The organism is Streptomyces sp. NRRL S-378, from assembly GCF_000720645.1.
Classification (GTDB): Bacteria; Actinomycetota; Actinomycetes; order Streptomycetales; family Streptomycetaceae; genus Streptomyces.
Genome location: NZ_JOBX01000017.1, coordinates 67,137 through 87,034, shown reverse-complemented (window position 1 = coordinate 87,034; position 19,898 = coordinate 67,137). Strand labels below are relative to the sequence as shown.

The following is a 19,898-nucleotide window of genomic DNA, read 5'->3' as shown; positions in this document are numbered from 1 at the left end:
CGGGACGCGGATCGTGGAGCGGGCGCGTGCGGGCGCCCGTCGCGTCGCACGGTGCGGCAGGCTAACACCCTGATAATCGCTGGACCAGCGAAAATGCCGGGACGGAGAGTGGCGTCACCGATGTGCCGCACCCTGTGCCGATCACAAGTGCGCTTGTCGGTGCCGTCCATGACGACCCGTTGGAGCCACCCATGTCGACCTTGCGCGTCACAGCCGAAGAGCTGACCGTCCACGACCACCCGAACGCCGACGCGTTGGAGCTGGCCCAGGTGGGCCTCTACCGGGCGGTGATCGCCAAGGGCGCCTACCGCACCGGTGACTTCGCGCTCTACATACCCGAACAGGCCGTACTGCCCGCCGGGCTGATCGAGGAGCTGGGACTCACCGGGCGGCTCGCCGGCGGCAACGCCGACCGGGTCAAGGCCGTCCGGCTGCGCGGCGAACTCTCCCAGGGCCTGGTGTGCCGGCCCCGCGCCCTCGCCGGCGTCGACCTGGCGCAGGCGGCCGAGGAGGGCACCGACTTCGCGGAGCTGCTCGGCATCACCAAATGGGCCCCCCCGATCCCCACCACCATGAGCGGTGACGTCGAGGCCGCCGCCGACCTGATGCCGTGGGTGGACATCGAGAACCTCCAGCGCTATCCGCACATCTTCGAGCCCGGCGAGAGCGTCGTCCTCACCGAGAAGCTGCACGGAACGGCCAGCCTGTTCACGTACGTCGTCGAGGGCGGACGCTCGATCGTCTCCTCCAAGGGCTTCGGCGCCAAGGGGCTCGCCCTCAAGGAGGACGACCGCAACCTCTACTGGCGCGCCGTACGCGGCCACGGGGTGCCCGCCGTCGCCGGAGCGCTGGCCGAACGCCTCGGCGCGACCCGCATCGGGATCTTCGGCGAGGTGTACGGCGCGGGCGTCCAGGACCTGGCGTACGGCACCGACGTGCGCACCGCCGACACGCCGCCCGGATACGCCGTCTTCGACGTGTCCGCCGAGATCGACGGGCAGGTCCGCTGGCTGGATCCGGCCGCCGTCCTCGTCGACGGCGAACTTCCGCTGGTACCACGGCTGTACGAGGGCCCGTACGACCTGGACACGGTGCTGGAGCACGCCAGCGGCCGCGAGACGGTTTCCGGGCGGGCCGTGCACCTGCGGGAGGGCGTGGTCATCCGCCCTGCGGCCGAGCGGTACAGCCCGGTCGTGGGCGGCCGCGCCATCGCCAAGGCGGTCAGCCCGGCCTACCTGACCCGCAAGGGCGGCACGGAATACGAGTGATCACCGCTCGGGCACGCCCCCTAAGGTGATCGGATGCCTGCTACCGACGCACTGAGCCGGGCCCTCGACGCCCCGGGGGACCCGTCCGTGCGGTTCCTGCCGCCCACCGTGTCCGAACTGCTGCGCACGCTCGCCGCCCCGCCCCGGCTGGCCGCGCACCTGCGGCTCGTGCACGACGTCGCGCACGACCTGGCCGACTGGCTGGCCGGGTACTGCCCGGCCCTGGAGTTCGACCGGGAGGCCGCGCTGTTCGGAGCGGCCACGCACGACATCGGCAAGGCGGTGCACACCGCGGAGCTGAGCGGCCCCGGCTCCGCGCACGAGCCGGCGGGCCGGGAACTCCTGCTCGCGCACGGGTTCCCCGCACACCTGGCCCGCTTCGCCGCGACCCACGCGACCTGGCACGGGGGCTCCGTGAGCATCGAGGAGCTGCTGGTCAGCACCGCCGACAAGGTGTGGAAGGGCAAGCGGGTCCAGGACCTGGAGGACCTCCTGGTGGGCCGTCTCGCCGAGGCCACGGGCACCGAGCGCTGGGCCGCGTACCTGGACCTGGACGGGGTGCTCGGGCGGATCGCCGAGGGGGCGGACGGGCGGCTCGCCTTCCAGGCCGCCTTCCCGGTGTACGCCTGACCGGTCGGTCGTGTCCGACCGGCCGGGCCGGGGCGTGCGTGGTGGGATGGGCCGGGGCGGGGTCCACCAGCACACGGAGAGGTCGGGTACATGTCCCAGTCGGGCCGGAGCGGTCAGGAAACCATGCGGGCGATGGCGTACGAGACGTACGGCGGGACGGAGGTGCTCTCCGAGACCCGGCTGCCGCTGCCCAAGTTCGGCCCCGGCGAGGTCCTCGTCCGGGTCAAGTGCGCCGCCGTCAACCCCGTCGACTGGAAGATCATGGCGGGCGGGCTGGATCCCCTCATGGACGTCGTCTACCCGGTGGTCCCCGGCTGGGACGTCGCCGGCACGGTCGAGAAGGTCGGCATCGACGTCCCCGAGTACGCCGAGGGCGACGAGGTCATGGCCTACGCCCGCAAGGACTACGTGCACGGTGGGACCTTCGCCGAGTTCGTCACCGTTCCCGTACGCGCCCTCGCGCACAAGCCCGCCTCGCTGAGCTGGGCCGAGGCCGCCGGGCTCCCGCTGGCCGGGCTCACCGCCTACCAGCTGCTCACCCGCCTCGGCACTGGCGGGGACGACACCGTCCTCATCCACGGAGCCGCGGGCGGCGTCGGCTCGTTCGGCGTGCAGATCGCCCGATCGCTGGGCGCACGCGTCATCGGCACCGCGTCCCCCCGCAATCACGACCGGGTGCGCGAACTCGGCGCCGAGCCCGTCGCATACGGCGACGGGCTCGCCGAACGCGTCCGTGCCCTCGTGCCCGACGGGCCCACCGTCGTCGCGGACTTCGTCGGCGGGGTCGGTGGCGTCACCCGCGAGGTGCTCCACGACGACGGCCGGCACGCCTCCATCGCCGACCCCAGCGTGCTCGGCTCCGGCGGCGAATGGATCTGGGTCCGCCCCGTCGGCAGCGATCTGGCCGAACTGGGCCGGCTCGCCGACAGCGGACAGCTGAAGGTGCCGGTCGCCAAGACCTTCCCCCTGGCCGAGCTGGCGGCGGCCTTCGAGCTCAGCCAGGGCGGCCACACACCGGGAAAGATCATCATCGAGGTCTGATCCCGTCCGCCGTCGGCCCGCGTTTCAGGTACCCAGATCCGGCACCTCACCGCCCGCCGCCCAGGACACCTCGACCCCTCGCAGGCCGGCTCGCCACCGGTCGGCCGGCCCGGCCAGGTGCGCCGCGTCCGGCGGCGCGGCGCCCAGGCCGATCGCGTACCGGGCGAGGCCCGGCCCGGACTCGAAGGGATGGGGCCAGGCGTGCGCACCGGCGGCGCCGGCCTCCTCGAGGGCGCCGAGGAGCGCCCGCAACCGCCCGCGCACCCGGCCCCGTACCTCCTCGAACTCCGCCTCGGCCGCCCGTACGGTCACCACCGCCCAGGCGGCGTGCCGGCGGTGCGGCGGCGGCGCGGTCGCGGCCAGGGCGTCCGCCCCGACCCCCGACTCCAGCAGCTCCCACGCCCCGTACAGCTCCTGCACCAGGAGGTCCCGCAGGCCCGGCGTCACCTGGGCGGTGCAACCGCGCACCGGCGCCGACGGGGTGAGCACCGTGACCGGATCCGGCTCCGGGCCCGGCGCAGCCGCGGCCACCGGATCCGGACCCGCCAACGCGACCGGCTCACGCCAGTCCCAGGCGGCCCACCGCCCGAAGAACTCCCGCAGCAGGGCGTCCGGCGGCAGGGCCCCCGCCTCCCGGACGGTGTGCGCCGCGAGGACCGACCAGGCCAGTCCCGGCAGCCCCCCGAACGGCGCCGAGTCCAGCCCCCTGGCCCGCGCCCACGCCTTCACCCGCCGCGCGAGCACGGCGAACGCGGCATGCTCCGCCCCCACCGCCTCCCGTACGGCGTCGGCGTCGCTCACCGCGCTCAGCGCGACGGCGGCGGCCTCGCCCAGTTCCGCCCGCCGCTCCACCGCACGCGCCGGGTCCAGGTCACCGGTGGAGACCACCACCAGGTCCACGGACAGCGACCCGACGTGGAAGCGCAGGCCCGGCACCCGGGCACCCGTCACCTCGCGCAGCCCCCCGGCCAGCGGCAGTGCGGCCGTCACCTGCTCGCGCACCCGGGCGACGTCGGCCGTTCCCGGCAGCGCCGCCACCAGGTCCAGGTCGGCGCCCGGCAGGGCGCAGCCCATCCGGCGGGAGCCGGCCACGTGCACCCGCGCACCGGGCAGCGCGGCCCCGATGCGCGCGGCGACCGCCTCGGCCCGATCGTTCCCGGGCTCCGGCCGGGCCTCCGGAAGGGGCTCCGGAGCCCAGCGCACCTCGCCCGTGCCCAGCGCCACCGTCGCCCGGACCCGCATCGGTCCGTCCCCGCGCCGCGAGAGCACGGCCAGTTCCCCGACCCGCGCGGACACGCCTCCACCGAGGCGCGCCGCGAACTCCGCGACGGCCCGCTGCGGGTCGCGGCTGCGCCCGAGCGTCAGATGCGGGGTGTAGCCCCCGTGCCCGCCGGAACGAACCCGGCAGCCGGGGAACCGGTCCGTCAGCGCCCGACGGAGCTCCTGCCACGGCGCCTCGCCGCCGGCCGCCGGATCCATCCAGACGGTGGCCTCCTCACGGTGCCCGAAACTGTGCACCCCTTCCAGCCGGGCCTCGAACGCAGCGGTTGCCGCGGCCACTTCGGCCAGCAGCGGGACGGCCTCGGCGAAGCAGGACTCCGGTACGAAACCGAAGAGGAGGTTCACGTGCGCGGGCCAGCGGCCGGCCGCCGGGTCGTGCTCCCGGCGCACCTCACCCACCGCGTCCGGCAGGCCCGGCGGCAGCCACGCCACCGCCGTCCGCGCAGTCGCGGGCACGTCGAGCCGCACCGGGGCCCCGCCGGGCGCCCCGAACTCCACCGTCGCCTCCACCCCGAAGTGGTCGGAGACGAACAGTCCGTCGGGGCCCGGGGAGTCGCCGCGCAACGCCGCCCGGGTCACCCTGGCCGGGGAGGGGCCCAGCAGGATCCGGTCCAGCCGGGCGGCGCGGCCCGTCAGTGAACCGACCGCGGCCAGTGGATTGGCCGCCGGGTCGAAGGTCGGTGTGGCGTCGGCCGTCCCGTGCACCTCGCTCCAGGCATCGCGCATGCCGAGCGCGGGCGCCGGCCCCTCGGCCCCGTGGCGGCCGTCGTTGAAGTCGCCCAGGAGGACCACGCCGGCCTCGACGCCGCCCAGGCCCTCCGCGAGGCGGGCCAGTTCGGCCTCCCGCCGCTCGTGCCCGTTCTCGGTGTGGTCGCTGGTCAGGTGGGTGCCGGCGACGACCAGCGGCCCGGCCGCGGTGTCCACCGTCACGGCGGTCACCGCCTTGTGCGGGCGGAACATGTGCAGGCCCGCCTCCCGCACCGGCAGCCGGCTCAGGACCAGCAGCCCGCACGCGGAGACGTCCCGGCCGCCGGGATCCGTGCCGAGGGTGTACTGCGCCCGCACCCACGGCGCCGCCAGCAGCATGCCGAGCAGTTCCGGCTCCACCTCCTGGAGCGCGATGACGTCGGCGTCCGCGACGGCCAGGTCGTCCAGCAGGAGCGGTCTGCGCCGCGCGGTGGCGATCCGTGGGGCGTCGTAGCGGTCCCAGAGCGTGTTCCAGGTCAGCAGCCGCACCGAGGACGGTGCCGCCGCGGCGTCCGCGGGAGCCGCCTGCGCGGGACGCCACGCGCCGCCGCCCGAGGGATCCCATGCGTGCGGGGTGCGGGCGGTGAAGAAGGGAGCCCGCAGCAGACGTGGATCGCGGACGCGGCCCGCCGCGGTCACGTCGATCAGGTCCACGCCGGTCGCCCGGTCCCACACCAGCTCGCCGTCGGCCTCGACGAACAGCACCCGGTGCCAGGGGATGTCCCCGCCGGGCACGAAGGAGGGCAGCGGGACCCGTTTGGGAGCCGCCCCGCGCTGGAGCAGGCCGAGCACGAACCGCGCCGGATCGAACCGGGGGTCCCAGCGGACCTGGTGGTAGAGCTGCTCACTGGTGCGCATCGGTGCCTCCGCCCGCCGTGACCGTCAACGGGCCGGGCGCGAGCGTGCCCGCCGTGTCCTCCACCCGCCCGCCGGCGCCGACGTACCACGTACGGTGCGCCCGGCCCGCGTACGGCGGGCTGAACCGGCGCAGCTGCGAGGTCAGCACCTGCGGCGGCACCGGATGCGGGCGCACCCCGTTGCGGCGCACCAGCTCCGCCTCCTCGACCAGCACCACGACATGGGTGACCAGCGCGTCGCGCCGGCGCGCGACCGAACCGGCCGGCCCGCGCTGCTGGTCGGTGAGGGACGTGGCGTCCCACACCACGGTCCCGCCGCGCGCCAGGGCGGCGTCGAGCCTGTCCAGGCCCGCGCTCAGCACCTCGGCGTTGGCCCGCTGGTCCGTGCGCGACCCCCGGGCGCTGCGCAGGTCGTCGAGCGAGACGTACGCGTCCACGCCGGGCAGGGAGCGGCCGAAGGTGCTCTTCCCGCTGCCCGAGGGGCCGCACAGGTGCACCAGCCGGGGAAACGAACCGTCACGCCACTGCCACGTCGCCGCCACCGCCTCCTCCACCGAGGAACCGGAGATCCTGCCGTCCGCGAACGCCCGCCGGGCCTCCGCCCAGCAGCGGTCTGCCGCGGCAGCGCCCAGCCCGGCGAGGGGCTCCCGCAGCGCGGTCCGCAGGGCCTCCAGCGGATCCGGGCCGCCCAGCAGCCCGGCCTCCTCGGCCCACAGCGCGGACCACTCCACGCACTCCCGCGCCTGCGGCCCGTCGGCCAGCGCCCCGGCGAGCGCGTGCAGCACCCCGAGATCGGCCGCCGTGGCCATCCGTACCAGTCCGGCCCGCCGGTCGGCGTCGGAGAACGGCCGCTGGAGGTACGGGTACAGCCCCAGCAGGTCGCCCACCCGCCGCGCGAGCGGCATCCCGGCCGGACCGGCCGCGAGCCGCGCGGCCGTCCCGGCACGCGGCTGGCGGCGCAGCACGGCGGCGAGCACTCCGGCCAGCCGGTCGTCGCCGGTCCGCCCCGAGGCGTCGATCCGGGCGGTGACCTCGGCGACCACGTCGGCGCCGGCGCCAGCGCCGGTGTCCGTGGCGGTGGATCCGTCCGTGCCGACTGCGGCGGCCAGGGCCGGGGCATCGGGCTCGGCGCCCGAGCGCACCGCCCACAACGGGGCCGCCGGGCCGAGCCCGTTGGGCACGACCTCCGCGTACATCCAGTGCGTGTCGGTCTGCACGTGCCCGACCCGCACCCACTTGGCCACGCACCGGCCGAAGTCCGCCCGGGAGAAACCGGCGGCGGTACGCACGACGTAACCCTCCTGCCGGGCGGTGTCGAGCTTGAGCCTGCGCAGCGCCCGCTCGTCGAAGGTGCCGCGCCACAGCACCCGCGGAACGGGCACCCCGAGACCCCGCAGGAACCGTACGGTCCGGTCCCAGTCCAGGCACTGCTCGCCGTCCCACACCGAGAAGCCGTAGAACCAGCTGTCCAGGTCCTCGTACCGGATCGAGTGCCGGGCGTAGAGGTTCTCCCCGCACACCCGCCACCCGGCGGGAATGCCGGGGCCGATCCGCCCCTGGAGGCCCTTGACCCAGGCCCGCGAGGGGTGGTGTCCGGAGTCGAGCGAGCGGGCGTGCAGCCCGTCCGCGTACAGGGTGGTGTTCTCCCCGTCGAGCTTCTCGGTGACCACGACCTCGCGTCCGCTCAGCCCCGCCAGTCCGAGCGACCGGACGTCGTCCGCCGACGCCCCGGGTGACCAGGGCAGATGAGGCGTACGGGGATAGTGGGTGCGCATGATCCGCTCCGGCTCGACGACAGGGTCCGCCGTCACTGTAGGTATCCGGTGGCGGGCGGATCCACCCAATTCAGCGACAGAGGGCCACGATGGCCGGTGACACCGTGCCCTCCGCCGCCCTGCACAGGGGAGCCATGTCGTACGAACGTCCGGGAGCCGGGCGGGACTTCACCGGGGCCACCGGCTGCCGACGGGCCTTCTTCCGGGGCGCGGGCCTCGCCGGTTCCACCGGTTTCCGGGCCCTGGGAGGGCCCGCCCTGCGGGGCGGGCGCTGCGGCTCCCGGGCGGCGGCGGCCCGGGGCCGGTACGGCGCCGACGCCGGTCCGGACGCCGGTACGGGCGCCCGTGCGTCCGGCACGGCGGCGGGCTCCGCGGCCCCTGACGGAGGCAACCGGACCAACGGCCGGGCGGCGGCCGTGGGTTCCGGCGGCAGGCCGGGGTTCCCGGCCGGAGCCGGAGCCGCACGCGGTGCGTCCGGTGCGGGGGAGGGGTGCACCGTCACGCATCCGGAGGCCATGACGAGCGCGACGAGTGTCAGGGGCAGAGCCCGGCGCAGCTGCATCCGACCACCCTGCCGCACCGGCGCGGCCCGGACCGGCGCCCGTCACACGGTCGGGTGACTGCGGCCCTCCGACCCGAAACCATCCGGCGGCCGCACCGGCGGGCGGGCGCTCGCCGTGCACCGGCGACGCACGCTCCGTGGCCGACCGGAGCGGATCCGCCCGATCGAACATACGATGGGCGGGAACCGGCGCGGGCGGCTCGCCGCGCCGCCGGACCGGGCCGCTCGTGGGAGACCTATGACGCAGGCTGCCGAACCAGCGCGGACCGTCATCCTGACCGTGGACGACGATCCCGGGGTCTCCCGTGCCGTCGCCCGCGACCTGCGGCGCCACTACGGGGCGGGCTACCGGATCGTGCGCGCCGAGTCCGGTGAGTCCGCGCTGGAGGCACTGCGCGAGCTGAAACTGCGCGGCGACCTGGTGGCCGTCATCCTCGCCGACTACCGCATGCCGCAGATGAACGGCATCGAGTTCCTCGAACAGGCCCTGAACGTGTACCCGGGCGCCCGGCGCGTCCTGCTGACCGCCTACGCCGACACCAACGCGGCGATCGACGCGATCAACGTCGTCGACCTCGACCACTACCTCCTCAAGCCCTGGGACCCGCCGGAGGAGAAGCTCTACCCGGTCGTCGACGACCTGCTCACCGCCTGGCGCTCCAGCGACTACCGCCCCGTCCCCGCCACCAAGGTCGTCGGACACCGCTGGTCGGCGCGCTCCTCACAGGTGCGGGAGTTCCTGGCCCGCAACCAGGTGCCGTACCGCTGGTACTCCTCCGACGAGCCCGAGGGCCGCCGGCTGCTGGAGGCGGCGGGCGCCGACGGACAGCGGCTGCCCCTGGTCGTCACCCCCGAGTGCACCGTGCTGATCGAGCCCGAGGCGGCCGACCTCGCCGCCCACGTGGGCCTCGCGACCACACCGGCCGCCGACTTCTACGACCTCGTCGTCATCGGCGGCGGCCCGGCCGGACTCGGCGCGGCCGTGTACGGGGCCTCCGAGGGCCTGCGGACCGTACTGGTCGAGCGGTCGGCGACCGGCGGGCAGGCCGGGCAGAGCTCCCGCATCGAGAACTACCTCGGCTTCCCCGACGGCGTGTCGGGCGCCCAGCTCACCGAACGCGCCCGCCGGCAGGCCGGGCGGTTCGGCGCCGAGATCCTCACGGCGCGGGAGGTCATCGGCCTGGAGGTCAACGGCTCCGCGCGCGTCGTCCGCTTCTCCGACGGCTCGTCCGTCGCCGCGCACAGCGTCATCCTGGCGACCGGTGTCTCCTACCGGCAGCTCATGGCGCCGGGCTGCGACGACCTGACCGGCCGTGGCGTCTACTACGGCTCCTCGCTCACCGAGGCCGCTTCCTGCCAGGGACACGACGTGTACATCGTGGGCGGCGCCAACTCCGCCGGGCAGGCGGCGATGTACCTGTCGCGGGGCGCGAAGTCGGTGACGCTGCTGGTGCGCGGCGCGTCCCTGAGGGCGTCGATGTCGTACTACCTGGTCCAGCAGATCGAGGAGGCGCCGAACGTCTCCGTGCGGACCCGCACCGTCGTCGAGTCGGCCCACGGAGAGGAGCACCTGGAGCGGCTGGCCCTGCGGGACGTCGACACCGGCGCGACGGAACTCGTCGACGCGCAATGGATGTTCGTCTTCATCGGCGCGGCCCCGCTGACCGACTGGCTGGACGGCACGGTGCTGCGCGACGACCGCGGCTTCATCCTGGCCGGCCCCGACCTCACGCCGGACGGGCGACCGCCCGCCGAGTGGCCGCTGGACCGGCCGCCCTACCACCTGGAGACCAACATCCCCGGCGTGTTCGTCGCGGGCGACGCGCGGGCCCAGTCCGCCAAGCGCGTCGCGTCCGCGGTCGGAGAGGGAGCCATGGCCGTGATGCTCGTCCACCGCTACCTGGAGCAGTCATGAGCGGGAAGTACGTGCACTGCGACCCGCAGGAGATCGCTTCGCTGTTCCTGTTCGAGAAGCTCACCCCCCAGCAACTCGGCCGGCTGTGCGCCGAGGGACGGGTGGAACGGTTCGACCCGGGGCCCGTGTACACCGAGGGCGACCCGGCGTCCTGCTTCTACGTGATGATCGAGGGCACCGTCGTACTGTCCCGCCGGGTCGGCGGCGACGACATCGAGGTCAGCCGCACCTCACAGCGCGGCGTGTACGCGGGGGCCATGCAGGCCTACCTGGGCGACCGGGTGCCCCAGACGTACACCAACTCGATGCGGGTGACCGAGCCGACCCGGTTCTTCGTGCTCCCGGCCCTGGCGTTCTCCGATTTCATGCAGGAGTGGTTCCCGATGGCCGCACACCTGCTGGAGGGGCTGTTCTTCGGCGCGAAGAACACCCAGCGGGCCATCGGCCAGCGGGAGCGGCTGCTCGCCCTCGGGTCGCTGTCGGCCGGTCTCACCCACGAGCTCAACAACCCGGCCGCGGCCGCCGTCCGGGCCACCGCCACCTTGCGCGAACGCGTCGGCAAGATGCGGCACAAGCTGGCCGTCATCGCCCAGGGCCACTACTCGCGCGAGGCGATCGCAGACCTCATCGAGGTCCAGGAACGCACGGTGGAACGCGTCGCGAAGGCGACGACGCTCAGCCCGCTGGAGGCCTCCGACCGGGAGGACGAACTCGCCGACTGGCTCGACGACCACGGCATCACGGAGGGCTGGCGGATCGCGCCGACGTTCGTGCAGGCCGGACTGGACGTGGACTGGCTGGAGCAGGTCGCGGCGGCCGTGGACGCCGACATCCTCCCCGGGGCCATCGGCTGGCTCAACTACTCGGTCGAGACCGAGCTGCTGATGGACGAGATCGACGACTCCACCACCCGCATCTCCCACCTCGTCGACGCCGCGAAGCAGTACGCGCAGCTCGACCGGGCCCCGACCCGGGTCGTCGACGTCCACGAACTCCTCGACAGCACCCTGCTGATGCTGTCCGGCAAGATCGGCCCCCGGGTGCGGGTGGTCAAGGACTACGACCGCTCCCTGCCGGAGGTGCCCGCCTACCCGGCGGAGCTCAACCAGGTGTGGACCAACCTCGTCGACAACGCCGTCTTCGCCATCGGCAGCACCGGCGGCGACGGCACCCTGACGGTCCGCACGGCACGGGAGGGCGACCAGCTGCTGGTGGAGTTCCGCGACACCGGGCCCGGCATCCCGGCCGACATCCGCAGCCGCATCTTCGATCCCTTCTTCACCACCAAGCCGGTCGGCGAGGGCACCGGCCTCGGCCTGGACATCTCCTGGCGGATCGTGGTCAACAAGCACCACGGAAGCCTCCAGGTCGAGTCCGTCCCCGGCGACACCCGCTTCCAGGTGCTGCTGCCCCTGACCGCGCCGGAACCCGAGACCGGAGCCGGGAACGCGCCCGGAACCGAGACAGCCGAGGAGCCCGCATGAGCGACATCAAGGGGATCGACCCGAGCGTCCCGCCGACCGGCAACGGCTGCGCCGACTGCGATGCGGTGGGCGGCTGGTGGTTCCACCTGCGCCGCTGCGCCCAGTGCGGCCACGTCGGCTGCTGCGACTCGTCACCCGCCCGGCACGCCACCGCCCACTGGAAGTCCACCGGTCACCCGCTGGTGCAGAGCTTCGAACCGGGCGAGGAGTGGTTCTGGGACTACGACGGCAACGAGATGTACGAGTCCGGGCCGCCACTGGCCCCGCCGGGCGGCCACCCCGCGGACCAGCCGGCCCCCGGACCCGCCGGCCGGGTGCCGGAGGACTGGACCCGCCGGCTCCACCGCTGACCCCGCGGTCCTGCGCGGCCACGCGCTACCGGCCGGGCTCCGGCGCGTCTGCGTGCGGGTGGCCGGCGCGGCGGAGGGCGGCGGGTGTGGTCCCGTACCAGCGCTGGACGGCCCGGCGCAGGGCTCGGGCGTCGGCGTAGCCGCTGCGGGCGGCGATCGCGTCGATGCTCAGACCGGTGGTGTGGAGCAGCCGCGAGACTCGGTCCCGGCGTACGGCCTCGACCTCGCCGCTCCACGTGGTGCCGTGCTCGTCGAGGCGGCGCTGCAGGGTCCGCGGGCTGACGGCCATGCGGTGCGCGACGGTGGCCAGGGCGGGCACGCCCTCGTCGTGGACGGAGGACAGGGCGCTGCGGAAGAGGTCGAGCCAGTCGCGCAGCGGGACCGCGGCGGCCAGGGTCTGGTCGGCGTGTCTTCGGAGCACGGCCGACAGGCCGGGCTGGGCGTGCGGTGCCGGGGCCGTCAGGTCGGCGGTACGCAGGGTGATCGAGCTGACCGGGGCCCCGAACGTGATGTCGCGGGTGCCGTAGAGCTCGGTCAGCGCGTCGTACCGGCGGGGGGCCCCGGCGGCCAGGGCCACACGGAGCGGGACGAGGGGCCGCCGGGCGGCCTCGCCCAGGCGGCGCAGGTACAGCCCGAGCGCGCAGGCGCGGACGGCGCAGGCCGCCTCGTGGTCCAGATCGCCCCGGTTGAAGTGGCTGAGGGTGACGCGGTCCCCGTCCTCGGTGATCCGGAGCTGGTCGGTGCCGCTGTCGGCGACGGTGCCGAGGTAGGCCGCGGCGTCCCGGATCCCTTCGAGGGGAGTGGGGGCGGAGGTGATCAGGTAGTCCCAGACCCCGAGGCTTCCGATGCCGGACCGCTGCGTCAGCAGCAGGGCCACCTCGGCCCAGGGAGCGTGGACGGTGGCCAGCTCCGCGATGCGGATGCTCGTGATGGCGGGGGGCCGGCACAGGTCGTCGTTGAGGTGTTCAGGAGCCATGCCCAGCAGGTGCGCGTAGCCGGTCGGGGGTATCCCCAGCAGACGTGCGGCATCGACGTTCAGGCGGGTGAGGGCGGAGGACGTTGTCCCCTGGTGCGCATGCGAGACCACAGGGGGTGAGCATAGACCAGCCTGAAATGCCAGCTCAGTGCCGCAGTTTGGGACCTGATGTCCCCAATACGGCGTGCCGGGTCCCCTCATGGCGCGTTCGGTCCCCTTGCTGACGCCTGCTGCCATGGGGCAAGTCGGCTGCCCGGCCCTAGCGTTGTGATCGTTCTCGCGGGGCGCTCCGGCACCCGGCGACGTACGGGAGGTTCCTTCCGGATCGGAGTCCCCCCACGGGGGTGGGGGGCTCGGAACCCGGAGGCGCGGTGCCGCCTCACACTCGCCGCGTCCTGCCCGCCCGGCGGACCGGCGCGGGCGGACGGCGGGGGCTACGCCCGGGCGCCCATGCGGGTGGCCAGTCGCAGGGCGTGCTCCACCGGGCCCCGGCGCAGCGGGCTGCCGGCCCAGATCCGCTGCCAGGCCCAGGTGAGCGCCAGCGCCGCGCCGCTGAAGGCGATCCACGCGGACCAGGACGCCGCGCCGTGGGCCGGGCCGGCCAGGACCAGCGCGTGGACGACGTACGCGCTCAGCGCCATCGCCCCCAGTACCGTGAGCGGCCGCAGCAGGCGGGCGCCGACCCCGTGCCGCGCGGCCAGCGCGCACAGGCCGATGAGCGCACAGCCGACGCCCGCGTTGCCCAGCGTCTCCAGCGGGGTCTGGCTGTACGGGTCGGCCAGCAGCAGCCAGTCCCAGGAGGTGCTCGGCACGGCGCCGAACTGGCCGCTCAGCACCTCGCGCACGGGGTCGGCGGCGGCCATGGCCTCCGGGTGGTGGACCGCTATCGCCTCCAGCAACCGCTGCCGGGTGCCGAACGCATGGGTGGCCAGCCAGGCGGAGCCGTACCCGGCGACCGCGGCCGCCGTGCCCCACACCGCCATCCGCCGGGCCATCGCCCGCTCCCGCACGTCGCACAGCCGGGCCAGGGCCATTCCGGCCAGGACGTACGGGAAGTACGTGGCCAGCGGATACGCCCCGGTCAGCAGCAGCTCGCACACCGCCGCACCCAGCCCCGGCCAGCTGGTCAGGTCCGCGGCCTCGGGGACCAGGCCGCGCCCGGAGGACCCGTACCCGAACAGCGGGCCCAGCAGGAACGACAGCAGCGGCCCCACCACGACCGACGCGCCCGCCACGGCGGTGAGCACGGGGGTGGAGAGCCGGGTGAACGGTTCGGCCGCCAGGAAGTACACGGCGAAGAAGGCGAGGATGACCAGGATCCCGGGCCACAGCGAGGCCAGGTACAGGCCGAGTACGGCCAGGACCGCGCAGCGGATCAGCAGCGGCCGCCACCGTGCCGCCCAGCCCTCGGGACGCCGTGCCGGATCCGTGCCGCGCTGGGCGAGGACCAGGGAGAAGCCCGCGAGGAGCGTGAAGAGGGCGGGGGCGCGCCCGTCGGCCGCGACGAGCAGGTAGCCGGCGCCCTCGGGCTGCGGGCTGGGCCCCACGTGCACGGCGAACATGCCGAGGACGGCTATGCCGCGCACGGCGTCGACCCCGGCCAGCCGGCCGGCTCCGCCGCCCCGCCCGCCCGCCGCTCCCGCTCCGGCCCCGGTCCCCGTTCCCACCGCTGTCCCCGCCACTGCCGTTCCTGCTCCCGCCCCGGCCGGCCCCGGCCGGGCCCGTCCCGTCCTCTGAAGTTGGTCGGACCGGCGGTGTTCATGCCGCCAGTCCGCCCCCGCACGGTACCAACGGCGGCATAACCCGGTAATAAGGAGGTATAGGAGCGGCAAAGTGAATCGCCGGGTTCCGCCTCCACGGCCCGCCGTAACCCGCGGGCCGTGCCCGCTGTTGCACAGGCGGCGGGTCCACCCAGGTGAACGGAGTCCCGATGCCGCAGCTGACCGACCACAGCGCGACCGACCACAGCGCGAGCGACGATCGTGAACGCGACGCGGGGACCTGGATGACCCCGGAGGAGTACGGTGCCTCGCGCGCCGTGGTCTGGACCGCGGCCGTGGTCCTCGTCACCGACACCGACGGCCGGATCCTCGTCCAGAGCGTCGACTACCGCGCCGACCGGATGCTCCCCGGCGGGGCGATCGACGCCGGGGAGGCGCCATCCGCGGCGGCCGCCCGGGAGCTGCGCGAGGAGCTCGGCGTGGACGGCCGCTACCCGCGCGGCCTGGCCGTGGACTGGATCCCCGCCGACACCCCGGGCTTCCCGCCCGAGATGCGTTTCCCCGGGGAGATCCTGCACGTCTACGACGGCGGGACCTGGACGCCGGACCGGATCGACACCGTCCGGCTTCCGGCACAGGAGATCACCGGCATCCACTTCGCCGAGCCGGCCGACCTGCCGGCCCTGATGGACCCCGGCGACGCCCGCCGGGCCCTGTCCGCCCTGCGCGCCCGCATCAACGGCTCCGGCGCCGCCCTGCTGGAGGACGGCCGCCCCACCGCCCCGACCGCCCTCGACCGGCTCGGTGTGCTCCGCGCCCGCCGGGTCCCGCAGCGCGGCGCCTGGCACTGCGGCCCGGTCCCCGCGCAGCTGCCCGTACGCGACCGTTCCGCCTGGCTGTTCGCCCCCGACGGCCGGGTCCTGCTCCGGATCGCCCGGGCCACCGGCGCCGCCCAGCTCCCGCCCCCGACCGCCGCGCCCGCCACAGGGGCCGCCCCGCTGGGCTACCGGTACGGGGAGGAGGGCGTCCACGCCCGCGTCGCCGCCCGTCTCGCCGGCCTCCCGCCGGCGGTGGACCCGGCCTACGCGCGGCTGCTGGCCACCCCCGAACAGGTCCGGGAACTGAGCGACTGGGGCCCCGCCGGCGAGGACGAGCTCGCCGCGGTCGACGCGGCCCGCGTCCGCCTGGGCCTTCCCGCCCCCGTCCGGACGCCGCTCACGGAGATCCCCGAGGAGGGCGCCCGCTGGTGACCCGCGGCCGGGGGCTCCCGCCACCGCCGGGACCGTGAAATCCGCCGTCCGCGGTCCGCGGTCCCGCAGCATGGGGCCATGAGCGACAGCACGATCACCTACACCCTCTACATCCAGGCCGATCCGTCGCGGGTCTGGCAGGCCCTCACCGACCCCGCCCTCACCCGCCGGTACTGGGGGCTGAGCTTCGAGACCGACTGGGCGGTGGGTTCGGCGATGGACTGGGTCGAACGGGGGAGCCGCACCAGCGACCCCGCCCAGCTGGTCCTCGGCTGCGTCCCGGACCGCCTGCTGTCCTACACCTGGCACACCTTCAGCCCGCAGTGGGCGGCAGCGGTCGGGATCGACGAGGAGCTGCGGGCCGAGCTGGCCGAGGCGCCCCGCACGAAGGTGACGTACGAGATCGAGCCGGTCGGCGACACCCTCGCCCGGCTGACGATCCGCCACGAGGGGTTCGAGCCGGGCGGCCGCCTGATCGGCATGTGCGGGCAGGCCTGGCCGATGCTCGCATCGAGCCTCAAGACCCTGCTGGAGACCGGGGCGCCGCTGCCCGACCGGATCTGACCCGCTTCCGAACCGGCCGGCCCCGCACCTGAGTTCGCCGCCGCGGTGACTGCCCGAACAGACCCCATGGACGTACTGGTCGACAACGGCTCCCGCTCCAGCACGGCACCGACCCGCTGCACCCCTCCGACGAGGACGCCGTCGACGCCCTCGCCTCCGGAACCACCGGCACCCTACCGGCCACCAAGGCGTTCTTCCCGCCGCAGTCGGCCAAGGCCGGACATCGTCACGACGACCACCACCCGCTCTCGGAGCCCGGGAGGGGGACCCGCGCACGGCGAAGGACCTCTCACCGCCCGGTCCCCGGTCGACTGCGTCTCCTTCGCGATCGGCCGGCCCCGCGACTGCTCCGTCACGTCGTTCCACTTCGAGCAGGTCTGACGGCCCTGGCCGCGTGGACGAGCGCCCCGCCACCGCCCGGACGGCACCCTGGCCGCCGCTCGTTCGCGCCGGTCGTGTGGAATGGGTGCCATGCGGACAGGCAAGAAGCAGCGGGAACCGGCCATAGCCATACCGACGGCGGCGCCCGTGACACCGGTGGCCGGCGTCCGGGCGATGCCGGCCGGCGGCGTCGCCCGGGCCGGACACGCCCGCGGGGGTGCCGCCCGATGAGCCTCCCCGACGCCGACATGCCACCCGAGCACTGGCGCTACTTCCGCCACCTGGACTCCCTGGCCGCGGTACAGGGCGAGGACACCGAGGCCGAGGCCGAGGCGGTGACCGCCGTACTGCGCGATCCCGACCGGGTGATGGCCGAGAGCGCGGTGGTCACACATCTCGACCGCCGGGCGGCGGGCCTGCTCGCCGACGACGCGTTCACCGCCTGGGCGCGGGCCATGTCCGGCGTGCTCGCCGGCCGGGCTTTCCCCGAGCGCCGCCTGCGGGAGTGGAGCCTGCTCACGGCCGTCACCCGCGGCGAGCCGTGGTCCCCGGCCGAGCTGACCGGTTCCTCCGACTGGTGCCAGCGCACCGCGGTCCGGCTGGTCACCTCCCACGACGCCCTGGAACTCCTCGCCGCCGACGCCCGCACCCGCCGCGTCCGCAACGCCGCCGCCGAGCGCCTGCGCAGGCGCCCCGTCGCGTCGGACACCCCGCAATCCGAGTGACCGCCCGCCGCCCTCCGCCTAGGCTGCCCGGGTGACCAGCACGCACCTCTCCAGGATCAACGGCTTCATGGCGGACTTCGCCCGCCGCCAGGCCGCCCGTACCGTCGGGCTGCCCGGCGGGTTCGCCGCCTACGACGACGGCCTCGCCCACTCCCGCGCGAACAACCAGGTCGTCATTGACGCGGCCGTCGACCCCGAGGCACTGCCCGCCATCGCGGAGGAGGCCCTCGGCCACCTGCCGCACCGCCTGGTCTCCGTCCTCGACGAGGAGACCGCGCGGGCCTGCGCCGGACCCCTGACCCGCGCCGGCTACACGCATTCCGCCTATCTGGTGATGCTGCACACCGGACCGGTGCCGGACCGCACGGCGGCGGAGGAGGTAGGTCTGGACGCCCTGCGCGGCCCGCTCACCGCCCGCTGGCGCGGCATCCTCCCCGACGTCGAGGACGAGGTCGTGCGCCATCTCGTCGACCGGCGCGAGGCACGCCTGCGCGGGGCCGACGACGTCCGCTTCCTAGGCTCCCGCACGGCCGGAGGGGAGGTCGCCTCCTGGGCCGACCTGTATCTCGACCCCGAGGCCGGTCTGGCCCAGATCGAGGACCTGATGACGGCGGAGGCCCACTTCCGGCGCGGCCACGCCGATGCCGTCGTGGCCACCGCCCTGCGCCTGGCCGCCGACGCGGGCTGCGACACCCGCTTCCTGACCGCCGACGCCACGGACTGGCCGCGCCACTGGTACGAGCGACGCGGCTTCCGCGTCATCGGACATTCGCACGTCTTCGAACGGGCCTGACCGGGACTGTCCAGGCCGGCCGCGGTCCGGCGCGGAAGGGTCCGCGGGCGGTCAGATGCCCCGGCGGACCCTGGCGGCGCGGCGCGCCTCGGCCTGCTGGCGGGCCTCCAGCGTCCTGCGGGACTCCTTGCCCTTGCCGGGCCGGCCCGGGCGCGTACCGATGCCGCGGAAGCCGAGCTCCGTCCCCGACGGCCTGCCCTGGGCGTCCGTCGGCGCGGCGCCGGACAGCGGCACGCCGGACGGGGCCTTCGCGCCGGTGATCCGGCTGAGCGCCGCCTCACCGGACCGCACCTGCGTGATCGTCGGCCGGATCCGGGCGTCGGACAGCAGCCGGACCATGTCCCGGCGCTGGTTCGGGGTGACGAGGGTGACGACCCGGCCGGACTCGCCGGCCCGGGCGGTGCGGCCGCCGCGGTGCAGGTAGTCCTTGTGGTCGGCCGGCGGGTCGACGTTGACGACGAGGTCGAGGTCGTCGATGTGGATGCCGCGCGCGGCGACGTTCGTCGCGACCAGCACGGTGACGGCCCCCGACTTGAACTGGGCCAGGGTGCGGGTCCGCTGCGGCTGCGACTTGCCGCTGTGCAGCCCCTCGGCCCGTACGCCCATCGCGCGCAGGTGCTTCACGAACTGGTCGACGCCGTGCTTGGTGTCGAGGAACATCAGCACGCGGTTGTCACGGGCCGCGATCTCGGTCGCCGCCGAGATCTTGTCCGCCGCGTGGATGTGCAGGACGTGGTGGTCCATCGTCGTCACGGCGCCCGCCTGCGGGTCGACGGAGGACGAGACCGGGTCCTTGAGGTACCGGCGCACCAGCTGGTCGACATTGCGGTCCAGGGTCGCCGAGAACAGCATCCGCTGACCCGCGTGGTGCACCTGGTCCAGGATCTCCGTGACCTGCGGCATGAACCCCATGTCGCACATCTGGTCGGCCTCGTCGAGCACCGTGATCCGCACCCGCTCCAGGTGCACGTCACGCCGCCCGACCAGGTCGCTGAGCCGCCCCGGGGTGGCCACGACGACCTCCGCGCCGGTCCGCAGGGCGCTCACCTGACGGCCGATGGACAGCCCTCCGACCACCGTGGCCATCCGCAGCCGCAGGGCCGTCGCGTACGGCTCCAGCGCCTCGGTCACCTGCTGGGCGAGCTCCCGCGTCGGTACGAGAACCAGCGCCAGCGGGCGCTTCGGATCGGCCTGCCGTCCCGCTGTGCGCGCCAGGAGGGCGAGACCGAAGGCCAGGGTCTTGCCCGACCCGGTCCGGCCGCGCCCGAGGACGTCACGCCCGGCGAGGGCGTTCGGGAGGGTGGCCGCCTGGATCGGGAACGGCTGCGTCACCGACAGGGAGGCCATGGTCTCCACCAGCTCAGCGGGCAGGTCGAGCTCGGAGAACGACTCCACCGGCGCCAGCGCCGGCGACTTCGGCTCGGGCATCGCGAACTCACCCTGCGGCCCGATGCTGCGGGGGGCCTTGGCGGCGGACTTGGCGCCGCCCTTCGCACCGCCCTTCACACCGAAGCGGCCATGAGCTGACGGGTTCCTCATGCAGGACCTTTCGAAGCGGGGGAGAGAAGAAGGAAAGAA

General features: G+C 74.8%; 15 protein-coding genes. 10 read left to right on the top strand and 5 right to left on the bottom strand.

Annotated features, from left to right (window positions below):
• The first annotated feature begins 191 nt into the window (after window positions 1-191).
• The 3 genes from IH80_RS0115130 to IH80_RS0115120 all read left to right on the top strand — a co-directional run bounded on the left by IH80_RS0115130 (window position 192) and on the right by IH80_RS0115120 (window position 2,939).
• Window positions 192-1,268, top strand: coding sequence for an RNA ligase (ATP) (locus IH80_RS0115130; RefSeq protein ID WP_030960842.1), 1,077 nt, complete (start codon window positions 192-194; stop codon window positions 1,266-1,268).
• A 33-nt stretch (window positions 1,269-1,301) separates the two neighbouring features.
• Window positions 1,302-1,898: an HD domain-containing protein gene (locus IH80_RS0115125; RefSeq protein WP_030960839.1), complete on the top strand. Its 597-nt coding sequence runs from the start codon at window positions 1,302-1,304 to the stop codon at window positions 1,896-1,898.
• Between the two features lie 123 nt (window positions 1,899-2,021).
• Complete coding sequence (locus IH80_RS0115120) at window positions 2,022-2,939, top strand: NADP-dependent oxidoreductase (protein WP_078906537.1); 918 nt, start codon at window positions 2,022-2,024, stop codon at window positions 2,937-2,939.
• Window positions 2,940-2,963: 24 nt separating this feature from the next.
• On the opposite strand, the gene IH80_RS0115115 is transcribed toward IH80_RS0115120, so the two are convergent.
• Window positions 2,964-5,825, bottom strand: a complete 2,862-nt coding sequence (locus tag IH80_RS0115115; protein ID WP_030960837.1) for a poly(A) polymerase — start codon at window positions 5,823-5,825, stop codon at window positions 2,964-2,966.
• A complete protein-coding gene (locus tag IH80_RS0115110; protein ID WP_051809363.1) occupies window positions 5,812-7,599 on the bottom strand; it encodes an RNA ligase family protein in 1,788 nt (595 codons plus the stop codon). The genes IH80_RS0115115 and IH80_RS0115110 overlap by 14 nt, the downstream gene beginning before the upstream one ends.
• A gap of 800 nt (window positions 7,600-8,399) precedes the next feature.
• Between IH80_RS0115110 and IH80_RS0115100 the strand changes: the two genes are divergently transcribed.
• From IH80_RS0115100 to IH80_RS0115090, 3 genes are read left to right on the top strand one after another with little or no spacing between them, the layout of a single operon-like run.
• Entirely contained in the window at window positions 8,400-10,076 is a 1,677-nt protein-coding gene (locus IH80_RS0115100) for an FAD-dependent oxidoreductase (protein WP_030960831.1), read from the top strand.
• Complete coding sequence (locus tag IH80_RS0115095; RefSeq protein WP_030960830.1) at window positions 10,073-11,560, top strand: ATP-binding protein; 1,488 nt, start codon at window positions 10,073-10,075, stop codon at window positions 11,558-11,560. The genes IH80_RS0115100 and IH80_RS0115095 overlap by 4 nt, the downstream gene beginning before the upstream one ends.
• Complete coding sequence (locus IH80_RS0115090; protein ID WP_030960829.1) at window positions 11,557-11,910, top strand: UBP-type zinc finger domain-containing protein; 354 nt, start codon at window positions 11,557-11,559, stop codon at window positions 11,908-11,910. The genes IH80_RS0115095 and IH80_RS0115090 overlap by 4 nt, the downstream gene beginning before the upstream one ends.
• 25 nt (window positions 11,911-11,935) lie before the next feature.
• On the opposite strand, the gene IH80_RS40855 is transcribed toward IH80_RS0115090, so the two are convergent.
• Together IH80_RS40855 and IH80_RS39365 are read right to left on the bottom strand one after the other, a co-directional pair.
• A complete protein-coding gene (locus IH80_RS40855) occupies window positions 11,936-12,997 on the bottom strand; it encodes an AraC family transcriptional regulator (RefSeq protein ID WP_051809340.1) in 1,062 nt (353 codons plus the stop codon).
• Window positions 12,998-13,320: 323 nt separating this feature from the next.
• Window positions 13,321-14,568: a DUF418 domain-containing protein gene (locus IH80_RS39365; RefSeq protein WP_078906535.1), complete on the bottom strand. Its 1,248-nt coding sequence runs from the start codon at window positions 14,566-14,568 to the stop codon at window positions 13,321-13,323.
• A gap of 248 nt (window positions 14,569-14,816) precedes the next feature.
• Between IH80_RS39365 and IH80_RS0115075 the strand changes: the two genes are divergently transcribed.
• The 4 genes from IH80_RS0115075 (at window position 14,817) to IH80_RS0115060 (ending at window position 18,320) form a co-directional block, all read left to right on the top strand.
• Complete coding sequence (locus IH80_RS0115075) at window positions 14,817-15,857, top strand: NUDIX domain-containing protein (RefSeq protein WP_234432247.1); 1,041 nt, start codon at window positions 14,817-14,819, stop codon at window positions 15,855-15,857.
• Window positions 15,858-15,935: 78 nt separating this feature from the next.
• Window positions 15,936-16,421 (top strand): SRPBCC domain-containing protein, encoded by a 486-nt coding sequence (locus IH80_RS0115070; RefSeq protein ID WP_051809337.1) that lies wholly within the window; start codon window positions 15,936-15,938, stop codon window positions 16,419-16,421.
• A gap of 608 nt (window positions 16,422-17,029) precedes the next feature.
• Entirely contained in the window at window positions 17,030-17,527 is a 498-nt protein-coding gene (locus IH80_RS0115065; protein ID WP_030960822.1) for a hypothetical protein, read from the top strand.
• Window positions 17,528-17,594: 67 nt separating this feature from the next.
• The gene (locus tag IH80_RS0115060) at window positions 17,595-18,320 is read left to right on the top strand and encodes a GNAT family N-acetyltransferase (RefSeq protein WP_051809362.1); all 726 of its coding nucleotides are present in this window, start codon (window positions 17,595-17,597) and stop codon (window positions 18,318-18,320) included.
• A 51-nt stretch (window positions 18,321-18,371) separates the two neighbouring features.
• Here the strand turns inward: IH80_RS0115060 and IH80_RS0115055 are convergent, their stop codons facing one another.
• Window positions 18,372-19,859 (bottom strand): DEAD/DEAH box helicase, encoded by a 1,488-nt coding sequence (locus IH80_RS0115055; protein ID WP_030960819.1) that lies wholly within the window; start codon window positions 19,857-19,859, stop codon window positions 18,372-18,374.
• Between the last annotated feature and the right edge of the window lie 39 nt (window positions 19,860-19,898).